The organism is Pseudomonas sp. 22526 (assembly GCF_052044735.1).
Classification (GTDB): Bacteria; Pseudomonadota; Gammaproteobacteria; order Pseudomonadales; family Pseudomonadaceae; genus Aquipseudomonas; species Aquipseudomonas piscium.
On the sequence record NZ_JBQENK010000005.1, the window covers coordinates 159,344 to 173,281 of the forward strand.

Annotated in this window: 12 protein-coding genes and 2 pseudogenes; 8 read left to right on the forward strand and 6 right to left on the reverse strand. The window is 65.5% G+C overall.

Going from position 1 to position 13,938, the window contains the following annotated elements; genetic code table 11:
- Positions 1 to 23: 23 nt before the first annotated feature.
- Together ACTJKT_RS09725 and ACTJKT_RS09730 are read right to left on the reverse strand one after the other, a co-directional pair.
- On the reverse strand, positions 24 to 1,703 hold the full coding sequence (locus ACTJKT_RS09725) for a methyl-accepting chemotaxis protein (RefSeq protein ID WP_097304313.1): 1,680 nt from the start codon (positions 1,701 to 1,703) through the stop codon (positions 24 to 26).
- A gap of 216 nt (positions 1,704 to 1,919) precedes the next feature.
- On the reverse strand, positions 1,920 to 3,236 hold the full coding sequence (locus tag ACTJKT_RS09730; RefSeq protein ID WP_440787036.1) for a Na+/H+ antiporter family protein: 1,317 nt from the start codon (positions 3,234 to 3,236) through the stop codon (positions 1,920 to 1,922).
- A 623-nt stretch (positions 3,237 to 3,859) separates the two neighbouring features.
- Between ACTJKT_RS09730 and ACTJKT_RS09735 the strand changes: the two are divergent.
- Both ACTJKT_RS09735 and ACTJKT_RS09740 read left to right on the forward strand, forming a co-directional pair.
- Positions 3,860 to 4,930: pseudogene (locus ACTJKT_RS09735) on the forward strand (HAMP domain-containing protein); the annotation flags it as partial.
- A gap of 342 nt (positions 4,931 to 5,272) precedes the next feature.
- Positions 5,273 to 5,788 (forward strand): annotated as a pseudogene (locus ACTJKT_RS09740) (methyl-accepting chemotaxis protein); the annotation flags it as partial.
- An 83-nt stretch (positions 5,789 to 5,871) separates the two neighbouring features.
- On the opposite strand, the gene ACTJKT_RS09745 reads toward ACTJKT_RS09740, so the two are convergent.
- Genes ACTJKT_RS09745 through ACTJKT_RS09760 form a run of 4 tightly spaced genes read right to left on the reverse strand, consistent with a single transcriptional unit; the run spans position 5,872 to position 8,475 of the window.
- The gene (locus ACTJKT_RS09745; protein ID WP_440786917.1) at positions 5,872 to 7,188 is read right to left on the reverse strand and encodes a sensor histidine kinase; all 1,317 of its coding nucleotides are present in this window, start codon (positions 7,186 to 7,188) and stop codon (positions 5,872 to 5,874) included.
- Positions 7,185 to 7,853, reverse strand: a complete 669-nt coding sequence (locus tag ACTJKT_RS09750) for a response regulator transcription factor (protein ID WP_009049871.1) — start codon at positions 7,851 to 7,853, stop codon at positions 7,185 to 7,187. Before ACTJKT_RS09750 ends, ACTJKT_RS09745 begins: the two co-directional genes overlap by 4 nt.
- Complete coding sequence (locus ACTJKT_RS09755; protein WP_025804807.1) at positions 7,853 to 8,167, reverse strand: PepSY domain-containing protein; 315 nt, start codon at positions 8,165 to 8,167, stop codon at positions 7,853 to 7,855. The genes ACTJKT_RS09750 and ACTJKT_RS09755 overlap by 1 nt, the downstream gene beginning before the upstream one ends.
- A complete protein-coding gene (locus tag ACTJKT_RS09760) occupies positions 8,167 to 8,475 on the reverse strand; it encodes a PepSY domain-containing protein (RefSeq protein WP_097304318.1) in 309 nt (102 codons plus the stop codon). Before ACTJKT_RS09760 ends, ACTJKT_RS09755 begins: the two co-directional genes overlap by 1 nt.
- 171 nt (positions 8,476 to 8,646) lie before the next feature.
- Here ACTJKT_RS09760 and ACTJKT_RS09765 point away from each other — a divergent pair, with 171 nt between their 5' ends.
- From ACTJKT_RS09765 to codB, 6 genes are all read left to right on the forward strand, one after another.
- The gene (locus ACTJKT_RS09765; RefSeq protein WP_440786918.1) at positions 8,647 to 9,726 is read left to right on the forward strand and encodes a patatin-like phospholipase family protein; all 1,080 of its coding nucleotides are present in this window, start codon (positions 8,647 to 8,649) and stop codon (positions 9,724 to 9,726) included.
- Positions 9,727 to 9,823: 97 nt separating this feature from the next.
- On the forward strand, positions 9,824 to 10,180 hold the full coding sequence (gene queD / locus ACTJKT_RS09770) for a 6-carboxytetrahydropterin synthase QueD (protein ID WP_106698041.1): 357 nt from the start codon (positions 9,824 to 9,826) through the stop codon (positions 10,178 to 10,180).
- Between the two features lie 162 nt (positions 10,181 to 10,342).
- On the forward strand, positions 10,343 to 11,179 hold the full coding sequence (locus ACTJKT_RS09775) for an alpha/beta fold hydrolase (RefSeq protein ID WP_440786919.1): 837 nt from the start codon (positions 10,343 to 10,345) through the stop codon (positions 11,177 to 11,179).
- Positions 11,176 to 11,688 (forward strand): nucleoside 2-deoxyribosyltransferase, encoded by a 513-nt coding sequence (locus tag ACTJKT_RS09780; RefSeq protein WP_440786920.1) that lies wholly within the window; start codon positions 11,176 to 11,178, stop codon positions 11,686 to 11,688. The genes ACTJKT_RS09775 and ACTJKT_RS09780 overlap by 4 nt, the downstream gene beginning before the upstream one ends.
- A gap of 119 nt (positions 11,689 to 11,807) precedes the next feature.
- Positions 11,808 to 12,431 (forward strand): NUDIX hydrolase, encoded by a 624-nt coding sequence (locus ACTJKT_RS09785; protein ID WP_210477410.1) that lies wholly within the window; start codon positions 11,808 to 11,810, stop codon positions 12,429 to 12,431.
- Between the two features lie 193 nt (positions 12,432 to 12,624).
- On the forward strand, positions 12,625 to 13,896 hold the full coding sequence (gene codB / locus ACTJKT_RS09790; RefSeq protein WP_440786921.1) for a cytosine permease: 1,272 nt from the start codon (positions 12,625 to 12,627) through the stop codon (positions 13,894 to 13,896).
- Positions 13,897 to 13,938: the final 42 nt, after the last annotated feature.

Below are 13,938 nucleotides of genomic sequence, written 5' to 3' on the forward strand. Positions count from 1 at the left end.
CCCGCGATAGCGATCTCCAGGACTCAGATACGGAACTGCCCCACCAGCTTGCCCAGGCGTTGGCCGAGGTCGGCCAGGCTGCGTGAGGTTTGGGCGCCAAGCTGGGTTTCGTCGGCGACGCTGTCCACCGCCACCGCGATCTGGTGCACGCTGCGGTTGATCTCTTCGGCCACCGCGGTCTGTTCTTCCGCGGCACTGGCGATCTGTGCGTTCATCGAGTTGATGGTGCCGATCAGCTGCGCCATGGCATCCAGGGAGGCCCCGGCTTCGTTGGCCTGGTGCGAGGTGCCATCACCGGCATCGCTGGAGCGGCGCATGGCTTCCACGGCGGTGCGCGTGCCCTGTTGCAGGCGGTCGATCATGCCCTGGATTTCCTGGGTGCTCTGCTGGGTGCGGCTGGCCAGCGCCCTGACCTCGTCGGCCACCACCGCGAAACCACGCCCGGCCTCACCGGCCCGCGCCGCTTCGATGGCGGCGTTGAGGGCCAGCAGGTTGGTCTGTTCGGCGATGGAACGGATCACGTCCAGCACGCTGACAATCGACGCCACGTCCTTCTGCAGGCTGTCCAGGGAAGTGCCGCTGCTGCGGATATCGCTGACCAGCGCGTGAATCTGCTGGATGCTGCCATCCACCACGCGCTTGGCCGCCTGGCCTTCCTCGTCGGTCTGCTGCGCCGCCACGGCCGCGCCCTGGGCACTGCGCGCCACTTCCTGGGCCGCCGACGACATTTCATTGATAGCCGTCGCCACCTGATCGGTCTCGTGGCGCTGGCGCTCCATGGCCTGCTCGGAGCGCTGGGCCTGTTCGGACACCTGGGTCACCAGGCCGGTCAGTTGGCCGGTCATCTCGGTGATCTGCCGCACCAGGCCGTGGATCTTGTCGACGAAGCGGTTGAAGGAGCCGGCCAGGTCGCCCAGCTCGTCCTGGCTGGTGATTGCCAGGCGGCGGGTCAGGTCGCCTTCGCCGGCGGCGATATCGTCGAGGTTGAGCTTCATCAGGTTCAGCGGCCGCAGGATGGTATTGGCCACCAGCATGCCGATGGCGGCGATCACCAGCAGCACCACCACGGCGATGCCGATGATGCTCAGGACCATGCCCTGCATGCGTTCGTTGACGCTGGCCTCGACCTCGGCCACCTGGGCGTCGATGCCGTCCAGGTTCACCGAGGAACCGAGGATCAGGTCCCACTTGGGCAGGTATTCGGTGTAGCCCAGTTTCGGCACCAGTACGTCGCTGCCCGGCTGGGTCGAGCTGTACTGCACATAGTGGGTGCCGTCCTTGCCGACCTTGACCAGCTCGCGGTTGACGTACACGCCGTTGGGGTCGCGGTTGTCCTTGAAGCTCTTACCCACGCCGTCCGGGCTGTTGCCCTTGAACAGGCGCACGGTCTCGGAGTCGTAGCCGAAGAAGTAACCGTCCTTGCCGTAGGTGATGTTCGACAGCAGCTTCACCACCTGGGCGCGGGTCGCGGTATCGCCGGGCGCCGCCGCGTCGTAGAGCGGCTTGACGGTGCTCAGGGCCACCTCCACATAGCTCTGCAGCGTGGTCTTGGCCTCGCCGAGCAGGCGCTGCCTTGTCTCGTCCACCTCGTTCTTTGCCTGCTGCTTGAGCATGACAACCGTGGTCAGGCTGATCACCAGCGCAAACAGCAAGACCGGGAGGACCGCGAGGGACAGGACTTTGCCCTTCAGACTTAGGCGCATAGGAGGCTCACTCTGGATTTTATTGGCGGGATACAGCCTTAACGGCACGCCGGAACAAAAGTTGAGCCCCGCGGGACGATGCGTTGAACCTGCGGACACGCAGCGCCCTTGAGATCTTTCGCGAGCAAGCTTCGCTCCTACAGATATCTGATGCTTCTGTAGGAGCGAAGCTTGCTCGCGATAGCAACAACACGGTGCAGCTGAAACCCTGCGGTCTCAGAGCACCATGGCCGCCACCCAGCCGAACGCCAGCAGCGGCAGGTTGTAGTGCAGGAAGGTCGGGACCACGGTGTCCCAGATATGGTGATGCTGGCCGTCGATATTCAGGCCGGAGGTCGGGCCCAGGGTCGAGTCCGAGGCCGGCGAGCCGGCATCGCCCAAGGCACCGGCGGTGCCGACGATGCAGACGATGGCCAGCGGGCTGAAGCCCAGCTGCACGCACAGCGGCACGAAGATGGTCGCCAGGATCGGCACGGTGGAGAACGACGAGCCGATGCCCATGGTCACCAGCAGCCCCACCAGCAGCATCAGCAAGGCGCCGACGCCCTTGCTGTGGCCGATCCAGCTGGCCGAGGATTCCACCAGGCTCTTCACCTCGCCGGTGGCCTTCATCACCTCGGCGAAACCGGCGGCGGCGATCATGATGAAGCCGATCATCGCCATCATCTTCATGCCTTCGGTGAACAGGTCGTCGGTCTCGCGCCAGCGCACGATGCCCGACACCGAGAAGATCAGGAAGCCGGACAGCGCGCCGATAATCATCGAATCCAGCAACAGCTGGATGACAAAGGCCGCGACAATCGCCAGGCCCGCCACCAGCAGCGTGCGCGGGTTGTATTGCACCGTCACCTGCTCGACTTTCTCGATCAGCTCCAGGTCATACACACGCTTCTTGCGGTAGCTGACAAAGGCCAGCAGCAGGCCGAAGACCATGCCCAGCGCCGGAATGCCCATGGCGTGGGTGACATTGATATTGCTGATGTCCACGCCGCTGCGGGCGACGTTGGCCAGCAGGATCTCGTTGAGGAAGATATTGCCGAAACCCACCGGCAGGAACATGTACGGGGTGATCAGGCCGAAGGTGATGACGCAGGCGATCAGCCGTCGGTCCAGCTGCAATTTGCTCAGCACATACAACAGTGGCGGCACCAGCAGCGGGATGAAGGCGATATGGATCGGCAGGATGTTCTGCGAGGCGATCGCCACCACCCATAACAGGCCGATCAGCAGCCATTTGACGCTGCCGCCGCCGTTGGCGTCCTGGCGGTCCACCAGCAGCAGGATCTTGTCCGCCAGGGCATGGGCCAGGCCGGACTTGGCGATCGCCACCGCGAAGGCACCGAGCAAGGCGTAGGACAGGGCCACAGTCGCTCCGCCGCCGAGGCCGTTATTGAAAGCCTTGAGGGTCGCCTCGATACCCAGGCCACCGGTCAGCCCTCCCACCAGCGCGCCTACGATCAGCGCGATCACCACATGCACGCGGGACAGGCTGAGGACCAGCATGACGCCAACCGCGGCAATTACTGCATTAATCATCGTTACCTCATGGCACTGCGGCGGGAAAACGCCGCAAAAGGAATGAGTCCGGCCAGAGGGCATGGCTGCCGACGCCGGATTGAAAAAGGAGGGTCTTATTAGAGGGCGCGCACTTTGCAGCAGCGGGCAACGCTTGTCAAAACCCGCCCCCTGCCAACACGTTCCCTGTAGCCGCTGGCGCAGCCTGCGATCGGGCGCGCAGCGGCCGCAAAGGGCGACCGTCAAGCCTGGATGTAATGAGGTGTCCGCTTTACGACTGCTGCGCAGTCGATCGCAGGCTGCGCCAGCGGCTACAGGCGTAAGCCCACAAACCTGGAAAATTCGAACGAGCGTTTAAAGAAGGCCGTTCTTCGGCCGATACGTTGCAAAGTCTCAAATAAATATCGAATAAGGACGTCTCCATGTCGCTCAGACAACTTTCCATCCAGTGGAAAATCACCCTGCTTGCCGGACTCTGCCTGGCCGGCATCGTGACCCTGCTGGTGGGGCTTTCGCTGTACCGCATGGAGCACAGCTCCTCACTGGTGAAGGCTTCGAGCATGGAGATGCTCAACGAAGCCGCCCAGGCCCGCATCGAGGCCCAGGGCGAAGTCCAGGCGCTGGGCATTCGCCAGCAATTCATGGACGCCTATCAATACGGCCACGGCTTCTCGCGCCAGGTGCTGTTCCTGCGCGAACAGGCCGAGAAGCGCTTCCTCGATGCCTTCGACCTGCGCGAGGACCTGACCCGCCAGGTGAAGTCGGCGCTGCAGGCCAACCCCGACCTGCTCGGCCTGTCGCTGGTGTTCGAAGCCAATGCCCTGGACGGCAAGGACGAACTCTTCAGCGGCCAGAACGAACTGGGCAGCAACGACAAGGGCCGCTTCGCCCTGTACTGGTCGCAGCCGACCCCGGGCAAGCTGACTTCCATGGCGCTGCCGGAAAGCGACATGAGCGATACCACCACCGGCCCCAGCGGCCAGCCGGCCAACGCCTGGTTCACCTGCCCGCGCAGCACCCTCAAGCCCTGCGTGATCGAGCCCTACTTCTATGTGATCGACGGCCAGAACGTGCTGATGACCAGCATCGTGTTCCCGCTGCTGGTGAACGGCAAAGTCATCGCCTCGCTGTCGGTGGACATCAACCTCAACAGCCTGCAATCGGTCAGCCAGCAAGCGAGCAAAGAGCTCTATGACGGCCAGACCATAGTCAGCATCATCAGCCCGGTCGGCCTGCTCGCCGGCTACAGCGCCGACGCCAGCAAGCTCAGCCAGCGCCTGGACCAGCTGGACCAGGCCAACGGCGGCGAACTGATCCGCCTGCTGTCGGCCAGCACCCAGACCCAGAGCCTGCACAACGACAGCGCACTGAAAGTGCTCGCGCCCTTCACCCCGATTCCCGACGGCAAGCCCTGGGGCGTGCTGCTGCAAGTGCCGGAGCGGGTCCTGGTGGGCCCGGCCGAAGCCCTGAAGAACCAGCTGGACCAGAGCAATAAGGCCGGCACCCTGGTCGAGCTGGGCCTGGGCCTGCTGGCCGCGGTGCTCGGCTTGCTGCTGGTGTGGCTGATGGCGCGCAGCGTGACCCGGCCGATCCTCGGCGTGGCGCACATGCTGGAAGACATCGCCAGCGGCGAAGGCGACCTGACCCGGCGCCTGGACTACGACAAGCAGGACGAGCTGGGCCAGCTGGCCGGCTGGTTCAACCGCTTCCTCGACAAGCTGCAACCTATCATCGCCGAGGTGAAACGCTCGGTGCAGGACGCCCGCGGCACCGCCGACCAATCCTCGGCCATCGCCACCCAGACCAGCGCCGGCATGGAGCAGCAGTATCGCCAGGTCGACCAGGTGGCCACCGCTTCCCATGAGATGAGCGCCACCGCCCAGGACGTCGCCCGCAGCGCGGCCCAGGCCGCCCAGGCCGCCCGCGATGCCGACCAGGCCACGCGCCAGGGCCTGAGCGTGATCGACCGCACCACCACCAGCATCGATCACCTGGCGGCCGACATGAGCACCGCCATGACCCAGGTCGAAGGCCTGGCCGCCAACAGCGAGAAGATCGGCACGGTGCTGGAAGTGATTCGCGCCATCGCCGAGCAGACCAACCTGCTGGCCCTCAACGCTGCCATCGAGGCTGCCCGCGCCGGCGAGGCCGGGCGCGGTTTCGCGGTGGTCGCCGACGAAGTGCGCAACCTCGCCCGCCGCACCCAGGAATCGGTGGAGGAAACCCGCCAGGTCATTGAGGAGCTGCAAAGCGGCACCCAGGAAGTGGTCGGCGCCATGGGCAGCAGCCATCGCCAGGCCCAGGGCAGCGTCGAGCAGGTCGGCCAGGCGGTCACCGCCCTGCGGCAGATCGGCGACGCGGTGACGGTGATCAGCGACATGAACCTGCAGATCGCCAGCGCTGCCGAAGAGCAAAGCGCGGTGGCCGAGGAGATCAACAACAACGTGGCGACCATCCGCGACGTCACCGAGTCGCTGTCGGAGCAGGCCAACGAATCGGCCCGGGTCAGCCAGTCGCTGAACAGCCTGGCCAACCAGCAACAGAGCCTGATGGATCAGTTCCGGGTCTGAAGAATCTCATCGCGAGCAAGCTCGCTCCTACACTGACGNCGCGATAGCGATCGACCTGTCAGCACAAGGCCCAGCCCCAGCCACTACTGGCGCCCAGGCAACTCGATCAACACCCGCAGCCCGCCCTGCGGGCTTTCCAGCAAGCGCAGCGCCCCGCCCCAGCTCTCGACGATGTCGCGCACGATACCCAGCCCCAGACCGTGGCCGTCGGTCTGTTCGTCCAGGCGCGTGCCACGGCTGAACACCTGGCTGCGCTGCTCCTCGGGAATCCCCGGCCCGTCGTCGTCCACCGCCAGACCGTAACCCTCGGCGGTCTGCCAGACGCTCAGCGCGACCTCGGCATCCGCCCACTTGCAGGCGTTGTCCAGCAGGTTGCCCAGCAGCTCCAGCAGGTCTTCCCGGTCCCAGGGCAATTGCAGGCCGGGGGCCGCCTGATAGCTCAGGTCCAGGTGCTCGCCATGGATCATGTTCAGGGTCGCCAGCAGTCCCGGCAGCTCGGCGTCGCAATCGAACAGCGCGCCGGGCAAGGCATCGCCGGCCAGGCGCGCGCGGTTCAGCTCGCGATTGAGCCGCTGTTGCACCTGCTCCAGTTGCTCCTCAAGCAATTGGCGCAACTCCGGGTGCGCTTGCAGCTTGGGGTTGGAAGCCAGGCTCAGCAGCACCGCCAGCGGGGTCTTCAGCGCATGCCCGAGGTTGCCCAAAGCATTACGCGAGCGCTTGAGGCTGTCTTCGGTATGGGCCAACAAATGGTTGATCTGCGCCACCAATGGCTCCAGTTCCAGCGGCACCTGTTCGTCCAGTTGCGAACGCTGGCCGCGTTGCAATTGGGCGATCTGCTCGCGGGCCTGCTCCAGCGGGCGCAAGGCGCGGCGCACGGTGACCCGCTGCAGGATCAGGATCAGCAGCAAGCCGGCCAGGCCCAGGCCGAGGCCAACCTGCTGCATGCGCAGGAAGCTCTCGCGCACCGGGGTGTAGTCCTGGGCCACGCTGATGGAAATCGACTGCCCGAGGCGTCGGTAATCGGTGCGCAGCACCAGCAGGCGCTGGCCTTCCGGCCCCAGTTGCAGGTTGCTGTGCAGACCGGTCTGTTCCAGTTTCGGCAGGTCCTGGTCCCACAACGAACGGGAACGCCAGTGCACGTCATCGAAGTCGATGCGGAAGTAATGCCCGGAAAACGGCCGCTGATAGGCCGGCGACAGACGCCGCTCGTCCAGCTGCAAACCCTGGGGGCCACGCACCAGCGCCACCAGCAGGCTTTCGCTGTCGTTGCGCAGGCCGGCTTCCAGGTAGCGTTGCAAGCCCATCTCGAACAGCCACAGGCTGGTCTGCGCCAGCACCAGGCCGACAATCACCATCACACTGATCAGGCCCAGGCTCAGGCGGCGCTGGATCGACCTCACTGGGCGCTCCCGCCGAACAGGTAGCCCTGGCCGCGACGGGTTTCGATCACGCTGCGCCCGAGCTTGCGCCGCAGGTGGTTGACGTGGACTTCCAGCACGTTGGAATCGCGCTCGGTCTCACCGTCGTAGAGGTGCTCGGCCAAATGGCTTTTCGAGAGGATCTGTTCCGGGTGCAGCATGAAGTAGCGCAGCAGGCGGAACTCAGCGGCGGTCAGCTGGATATCCACGCCGTCGCGCACCACGCACTGGCGGCCTTCATCGAGGTGCAGCCCGGCGGCCTGCAGCGTCGGCTGGTTGGCCTGGCCGTGGGAACGGCGCAACAGCGCCTGGATGCGCAGGTGCAATTCTTCCGGGTGGAAGGGTTTGGTCAGGTAGTCGTCGGCGCCGGCCTTGAGGCCTTCGATGCGTTCGGCCCAGGAGCCGCGGGCGGTCAGGATCAGCACCGGGGTCGCCAGGCCGCCGGCGCGCCACTTCTCCAGCACCTCCAGGCCCGGCACCCCCGGCAGGCCGAGGTCGAGCACGATCAGGTCGTAAGGCTCGCTGGCACCCTGGTACAACGCGTCACGGCCGTCGGCCAGCCAGTCCACGGCGTAACCCTGGCGGTTGAGCCCGGCCAGCAGTTCGTCGGCCAGGGAGACGTGGTCTTCCACCAGGAGCAGGCGCATCAGTCATCTTCCTTGTCTTTCAGTAAGCGGCCGGTGGCGGCCTCGAGGTCCAGCTCGCGGACCACGCCCTCGGCGGTCAGCAGCTCGACTTCATAGATATAGACGTCGTGTTTTTCTTCCAGCTCGGCTTCCAGCAGCTTGGCCCCGGGGTAACGGTCCAGGGCCTGTTGCAGCAACTGCTCCAGCGGCAGGATCACCCCTTGCTGGCGCAGGCGCAGGGCTTCGTCCTGGTCCAGGTCGCGGGCCAGCGCCACCGAGCAAAAAGCCAGAAGCGCCAGGGCCACCTTGGCGCTGGCGCGTAGATTCACCTTCATTACGTATCCTGATGATCCTTGAGCACCTGGCCGCTCACCGCGTCCAATTCCAGGTCCCACTCAACCCCTTGGGGATCGCGCATCTCGATCTGGTAGATGTACTTGCCGTACTCCTCTTCCAGCTCGGTTTCGCTGATGGTCGCACCCGGGTGCTTGGCCAATGCCGTGGCATTGAGTTTTTCAAAGGACACAATGGTACCAGCGTCGCGCAGTCTCAGGGCCTCGTCGGGGCCCAGGTCGCGGGCATGGGCCAGGCTGGCGGTCATGCCGATGAGGGTCGCGGTGAACAGGGCAGTCAGGGATTTCATGGGGTGTCTCCACTTTCTAGTTATGTGTGGCTTACGGCGTTCCAGATAACGGCAAGATAACAAAGCGAACTTAATTGAAACTGAATGGCCATCATCGGCAGCGCGCAGGTTTCATTCGGCGCCGCTGGCCCGAGCTTTTATACTCACCTGTCGCTCGAGATTGAGGCCGGTATGACCGCTATCCACATCAAGTTCCCCGCCCTGACCCTCAAGGCCGGCCCACGCGCCCTGGCGCGCATCCGCGCCAACGGCCTGAGCGCGGCCGAAGTCGGCACCCTGCCCGGCGCCGCCGGCGGGCCGAAAGCCCTGGGCATCCAGGGGCTGGACCTGGCGCTGTTCGGCGAATGGCTACCGGCGGCGCCACGGGAACGTTCGCTGATCGGTGCCTCGGTGGGTTCCTGGCGCTTCGCCAGCGCCTGCCTGCCGGACGCCGCCGCAGGCATCCGCCGCCTGGGCCAGCTGTACAACGCCCAGAGTTTCGCCAAGGGCGTGACCATGGCGCAGATCAGCCAGAGTTCGCAACGCATGCTGCACGAGCTGCTCGACGGCCGCGACGCAAGCATTCTCGACAACCCGCACTACCGGTTGAACATCATAGTGGTGAAAAGCCACGGCCTGCTCGCCGACGACCATCGCGGGCGCCTGGGCCTGGGATTGTCCTCGGTGATCGCCGACAACCTGCGCGGCCGCGCGCGCCTGTCGCGGCACTTCGAACGCCTGGTGCTGCACGACCCGCGCCTGGCGCCGCCGCTGCGGGCCCTCGATGACTTCCCCTCGCGCTTCGTGCCGCTGGACACCGGCAACCTGCGCCAGGCCCTGCTGGCCTCGGGTTCGATCCCGATGGTCATGCAAGGCGTGCGCGACCTGCCCGGCGCCGGGGCCGGCACCTTCCGCGACGGCGGCCTGCTGGACTACCACCTCGACCTGCCCTACAGCGGCGAGGATATCGTGCTCTACCCGCATTTCACCGATCGGGTGATTCCCGGCTGGTTCGACAAGACCCTGCCCTGGCGCCGCGGCAACCCGGGGCGCCTGCAGGACGTGTTGCTGCTGGCACCGTCGAAGGAATACCTGGCGCGCCTGCCCTACGGCAAGCTGCCGGACCGCAACGACTTCAAGCGCTTCATGGGCGACGACGCCAGCCGCCAGCAATACTGGCGCAGCGCGATGGACGAAAGCCGGCGCCTGGGCGACGAGTTCCTCGAGCTGGCCGGCAATGGTCGTCTCGGCGAGCGCCTGCTGACCCTTTAGTCAGTGTTTTCCCGCACCCGCGCAACCAAGCTGGTAAACTCGCTGCCTGCCTTACATCGCCCGCGGCGATAGCCACCTGACCGAGCTGACCGACACTGTGGAAATCTTCAAAGAATTTACCTTCGAATCCGCCCACCGCCTGCCCCACGTACCCGCAGGCCACAAGTGCGGACGCCTGCACGGCCACTCGTTCAAGGTGGCCATCCACCTGAGCGGCGATGTCGATCCGCACACCGGCTGGATTCGTGACTTCTCCGAAATCAAGGAGATCTTCAAGCCGCTCTACGAGCGCCTGGACCACAACTACCTGAACGATATCCCCGGCCTGGAAAACCCCACCAGCGAAGTACTGGCCAAGTGGATCTGGAACGAGCTCAAACCCCTGCTGCCGGAGCTGAGTGCGATCCGCATCCACGAGACCTGCACCAGCGGCTGCATCTATCGCGGTGAATAATCCCCACCTGTAGCCGCTGCCGCAGGCTGCGATCCTGCGCAGCAGGCTGGCCTTCGCGCAGCCCGCCGCAGCGGCTACAGAGCAGCACTCCCCCCTGCCAATACCGCATCACCGCTCGTTTTGCCCTATGATCTGGCCTCTCTCGCCAAGAGGAACATCGCCATGAGCGACTGGCTTCTGGATCAGGAATATCGCTTCAACGGATACCGCGTGCGCTACGCCATTCACGGCGACGGCCCGCCGTTGGTATTGGTCCACGGCACGCCCTTTTCTTCCTACGTCTGGCACCGCATCGCCCCGCACTTCAGCGCCAGCCACCGGGTGCATTATTTCGACCTGCTGGGCTACGGCCAATCGGAACAGGCCGCCGGCCAGGATGTGTCCCTCGGCGTGCAGAACCAGCTGCTGGCCGAACTGCTGGAGCACTGGGGCCTGGAACGCCCGGACGTGGTGGCCCACGACTTCGGCGGCGCCACCGCCCTGCGCGCCCACCTGCTCAACGGCAAGGACTACCGCAGCCTGACCCTGATCGACCCGGTGGCGCTGTCGCCCTGGGGCTCGCCCTTCGTACAGCACGTGCGCCAGCATGAACAGGCCTTCAGCGGCGTGCCGGACTACATCCAGCGCGCCATTGTGCCGGCCTATATCCGCGGGGCGATCCAGCGCGAAATCCCCGACCAGGAGCTGGCGCCCTACGTCCAGCCCTGGCTCGGCGCCAGCGGCCAGGCCGCCTTCTACCGGCAGATCGCGCAGATGGACGAGCGCTACACCACGGAGGTGGCCACGCTCTATCCGAGCATTCGTTGCCCGACCCAGATCCTCTGGGGCGAGGACGATCAGTGGATTCCCATCGAACGCGGACGCCAGTTGCACCAGCTGATCCCCGGCTCGCGGTTCCAGGCCGTACCCAACGCCGGCCACCTGCTGCAGGAAGACGCACCGGAAGCCATAGTCGCTGCGCTCCTGCGTTTTCTACCCCAGGCCGGGAGCAAGGCATGAGCCCACGTATCTACCTCGCTGGTTTCGACCTGTTTCGCCGCGATGCCATTGCCCGCGGCGAATACCTCAAAAACCTGTGCCACGCCCAGGGCCTGCAAGGCCTCTACCCCATCGACCATCAGGTACCGGCCCAGCCGACGCCGGAGCAGACCGCCCAGCTGATCTGCCAGCAGAACATGCGGATGATCCGCGACTGCGACGCGGTGCTGGCCAACCTCAACGACTTTCGCGGCCTGGAGCCGGACTCCGGCACCGCCTTCGAGGTGGGCATGGCCATCGCCCTGGGCAAACCGGTGTGGGCCTGGTTCGAGACGCCCGCGACCCTGCGCGAACAAGTGCCCCATGACGCCGAGGGCCGCGACGCCGAAGGTTTGCTGGTGGAGGATTTCAAGCTGCCGCGCAACCTGATGCTGGCCTGCACCTGGGCCGGCCACAGCCGCAGCGCCGAAGAGGCCCTACCGCGCTTGGCCGCCTACCTCGTCCACCAACGCCCGGCACACCCCCTGTAGGAGCGAGCTTGCTCGCGATAAGTCTTCAAGGCCGATGCAATGCTCAGGGGCCTCATCGCGAGCAAGCTCGCTCCTACAGTGACGGATTTGGCCCCAGCGATTACTTGAGGACACGCACCATGGAAAACACTTGGCTCACCCACGCCAAACGCTTGCAGGCCCTCGCCTCCACCGGGCTGCATTTCTGCAAGGACCCCTTCGATCGCGAGCGTTACCAGGAAGTCGCCGATATCGCCCACGACATGCTCGCGCAACTGGGCAATGTCCCGCTGGAACGCATCACCGGCCTGGTCTCGGATTTTGCCCAACGCTATTCGACGCCGATGGTGGAAGTGCGCGGCGCGCTGATCGAGGAACAGAAGATCCTCCTGGTGCGGGAAATGACCGACGGCCTCTGGGCCTTGCCCGGCGGCTACGCCGATGTCGGCCTGTCGGCCGCCGAAAACGTGATCAAGGAAATCCACGAAGAAGCCGGACTCGAGGTGAGCGTGCGGGGCCTGTACAGCGTCCGGCACAAGGCCAAGGGGCCGTACAAGGCCGATCACCGCGACTTCTACAAGCTGTATTTCCTCTGCGACCGGCAACACGGCGCAGCGCCAGTGGCCGGCAGCGAAACCACCGAGGCCGCCTTCTTCGCCCTCGACCAGCTGCCGGCGCTGTCCTTGGGACGCACCGTGGAACGGGATATCCAGGAAGCCTTCGACTTTCATCAGGGCAAGACCACCCAGGTGCGGTTCGACTGATGCTCAGGCCCCTTGCAGCCACGCGAGCATCACCCGCTGCACTGCTTTCGTGCCGGCCCGGCCCCAGAAGTGAGCAGCGCGCGTTAGTGGCATTCGTGCCATCGTCTATACCTGCCGGGTAGCCGCCGGGTGTCAGGTCCTTTGGCACGCCTGCTGCAACAGCGCTGTAACACTCAGCCACCAGGGACAGGCCATGACCCAGCACGCACCCGGCAACGACTACCCGCTCAGCGAAGTCCCGATGCACGCGCGCAAGGGCCTGGCCTCCACGGCCATGGTGCTGCTGGGCTTCACCTTCTTCACCGCCACCATGTTCGCCGGCGGCAAGCTCGGCGTGGCCTTCAGCTTTGGCCAGATGCTCGGGGTGATAGTGCTCGGCAACCTGCTGCTGGGCCTGTACGCGGCGGGCCTGGGCTACATCGCCTTCAAGAGCGGCCTGAACTCGGTGCTGATGGGGCGCTTCTGTTTCGGCGAGGTGGGCAGCAAGCTCAGCGACCTGATCCTCGGCTTCACCCAGATCGGCTGGTACGCCTGGGGCACCGCCACCGCCGCGGTGGTGCTGGGCAAGTATTTCGAGTTGGGCCAGGGCACGGTGCTGGGGCTGATGGTGCTGTTCGGTATGGTGTTCTGCGCCACCGCCTACGTCGGTTACCGCGGGTTGGAAATCCTCTCTTATATTGCGGTGCCGGCCATGGCCCTGCTGCTGTTGCTGTCGATGTGGGTGGCCACGGTCAAGGTCGGCGGCCTCGATGGGTTGCTGGCCGTGGTGCCGAGCGCCAGCCTCGATCTGTCCACGGCCATCACCCTGGTGTTCGGCACCTTCGTCAGCGGCGCCACCCAGGCCACCAACTGGACGCGTTTTTCCCGCTCGGCCAGGGTCGCGGTGCTGGCCAGCCTGATCGGCTTTTTTATCGGCAACGGCCTGATGCTGCTGATCGGGGCCTACGGCGCCATCGTCTACCAGCAGCCGGATGTGGTCGAAGTGCTGCTGTTGCAGGGCTTCGCCATGGCCGCCATGGCCATGCTCCTGCTGAATATCTGGAGCACCCAGGACAACACCATCTACAACTTCGCCGTCGCCGGCTGCAACCTGCTGCGCACCGGCCGGCGCAAGACCGTGACCCTGGTCGGCGCGGTGATCGGCACCCTGCTGGCGCTGCTGGGCATGTACGACCTGCTGGTGCCCTACCTGATTCTGCTGGGCACGGTGATCCCGCCGATTGGCGGGGTGATCATGGCCGACTTCTTCTATCGCTACCGCGGCCAGTACCCGCGCCTGGCCGACAGCAAGCTGCCGGCGTTCAACTGGGCTGGCCTTGGCGCCTATGCCATCGGCACCGTGGCGGCCTTCGGCTCGCCCTGGGTCGCGCCGCTGGTGGGCATCGCGGCCGCCGCCCTGAGCTACATGCTGCTGAGCAGCCTGCTCGGCGCGCGCGCCACCACCGCGGCGGACATCCAGGCATGAGCCGGGGCCACGCGACGTTGCGGCCGCCGGCCCGAGCGCCGT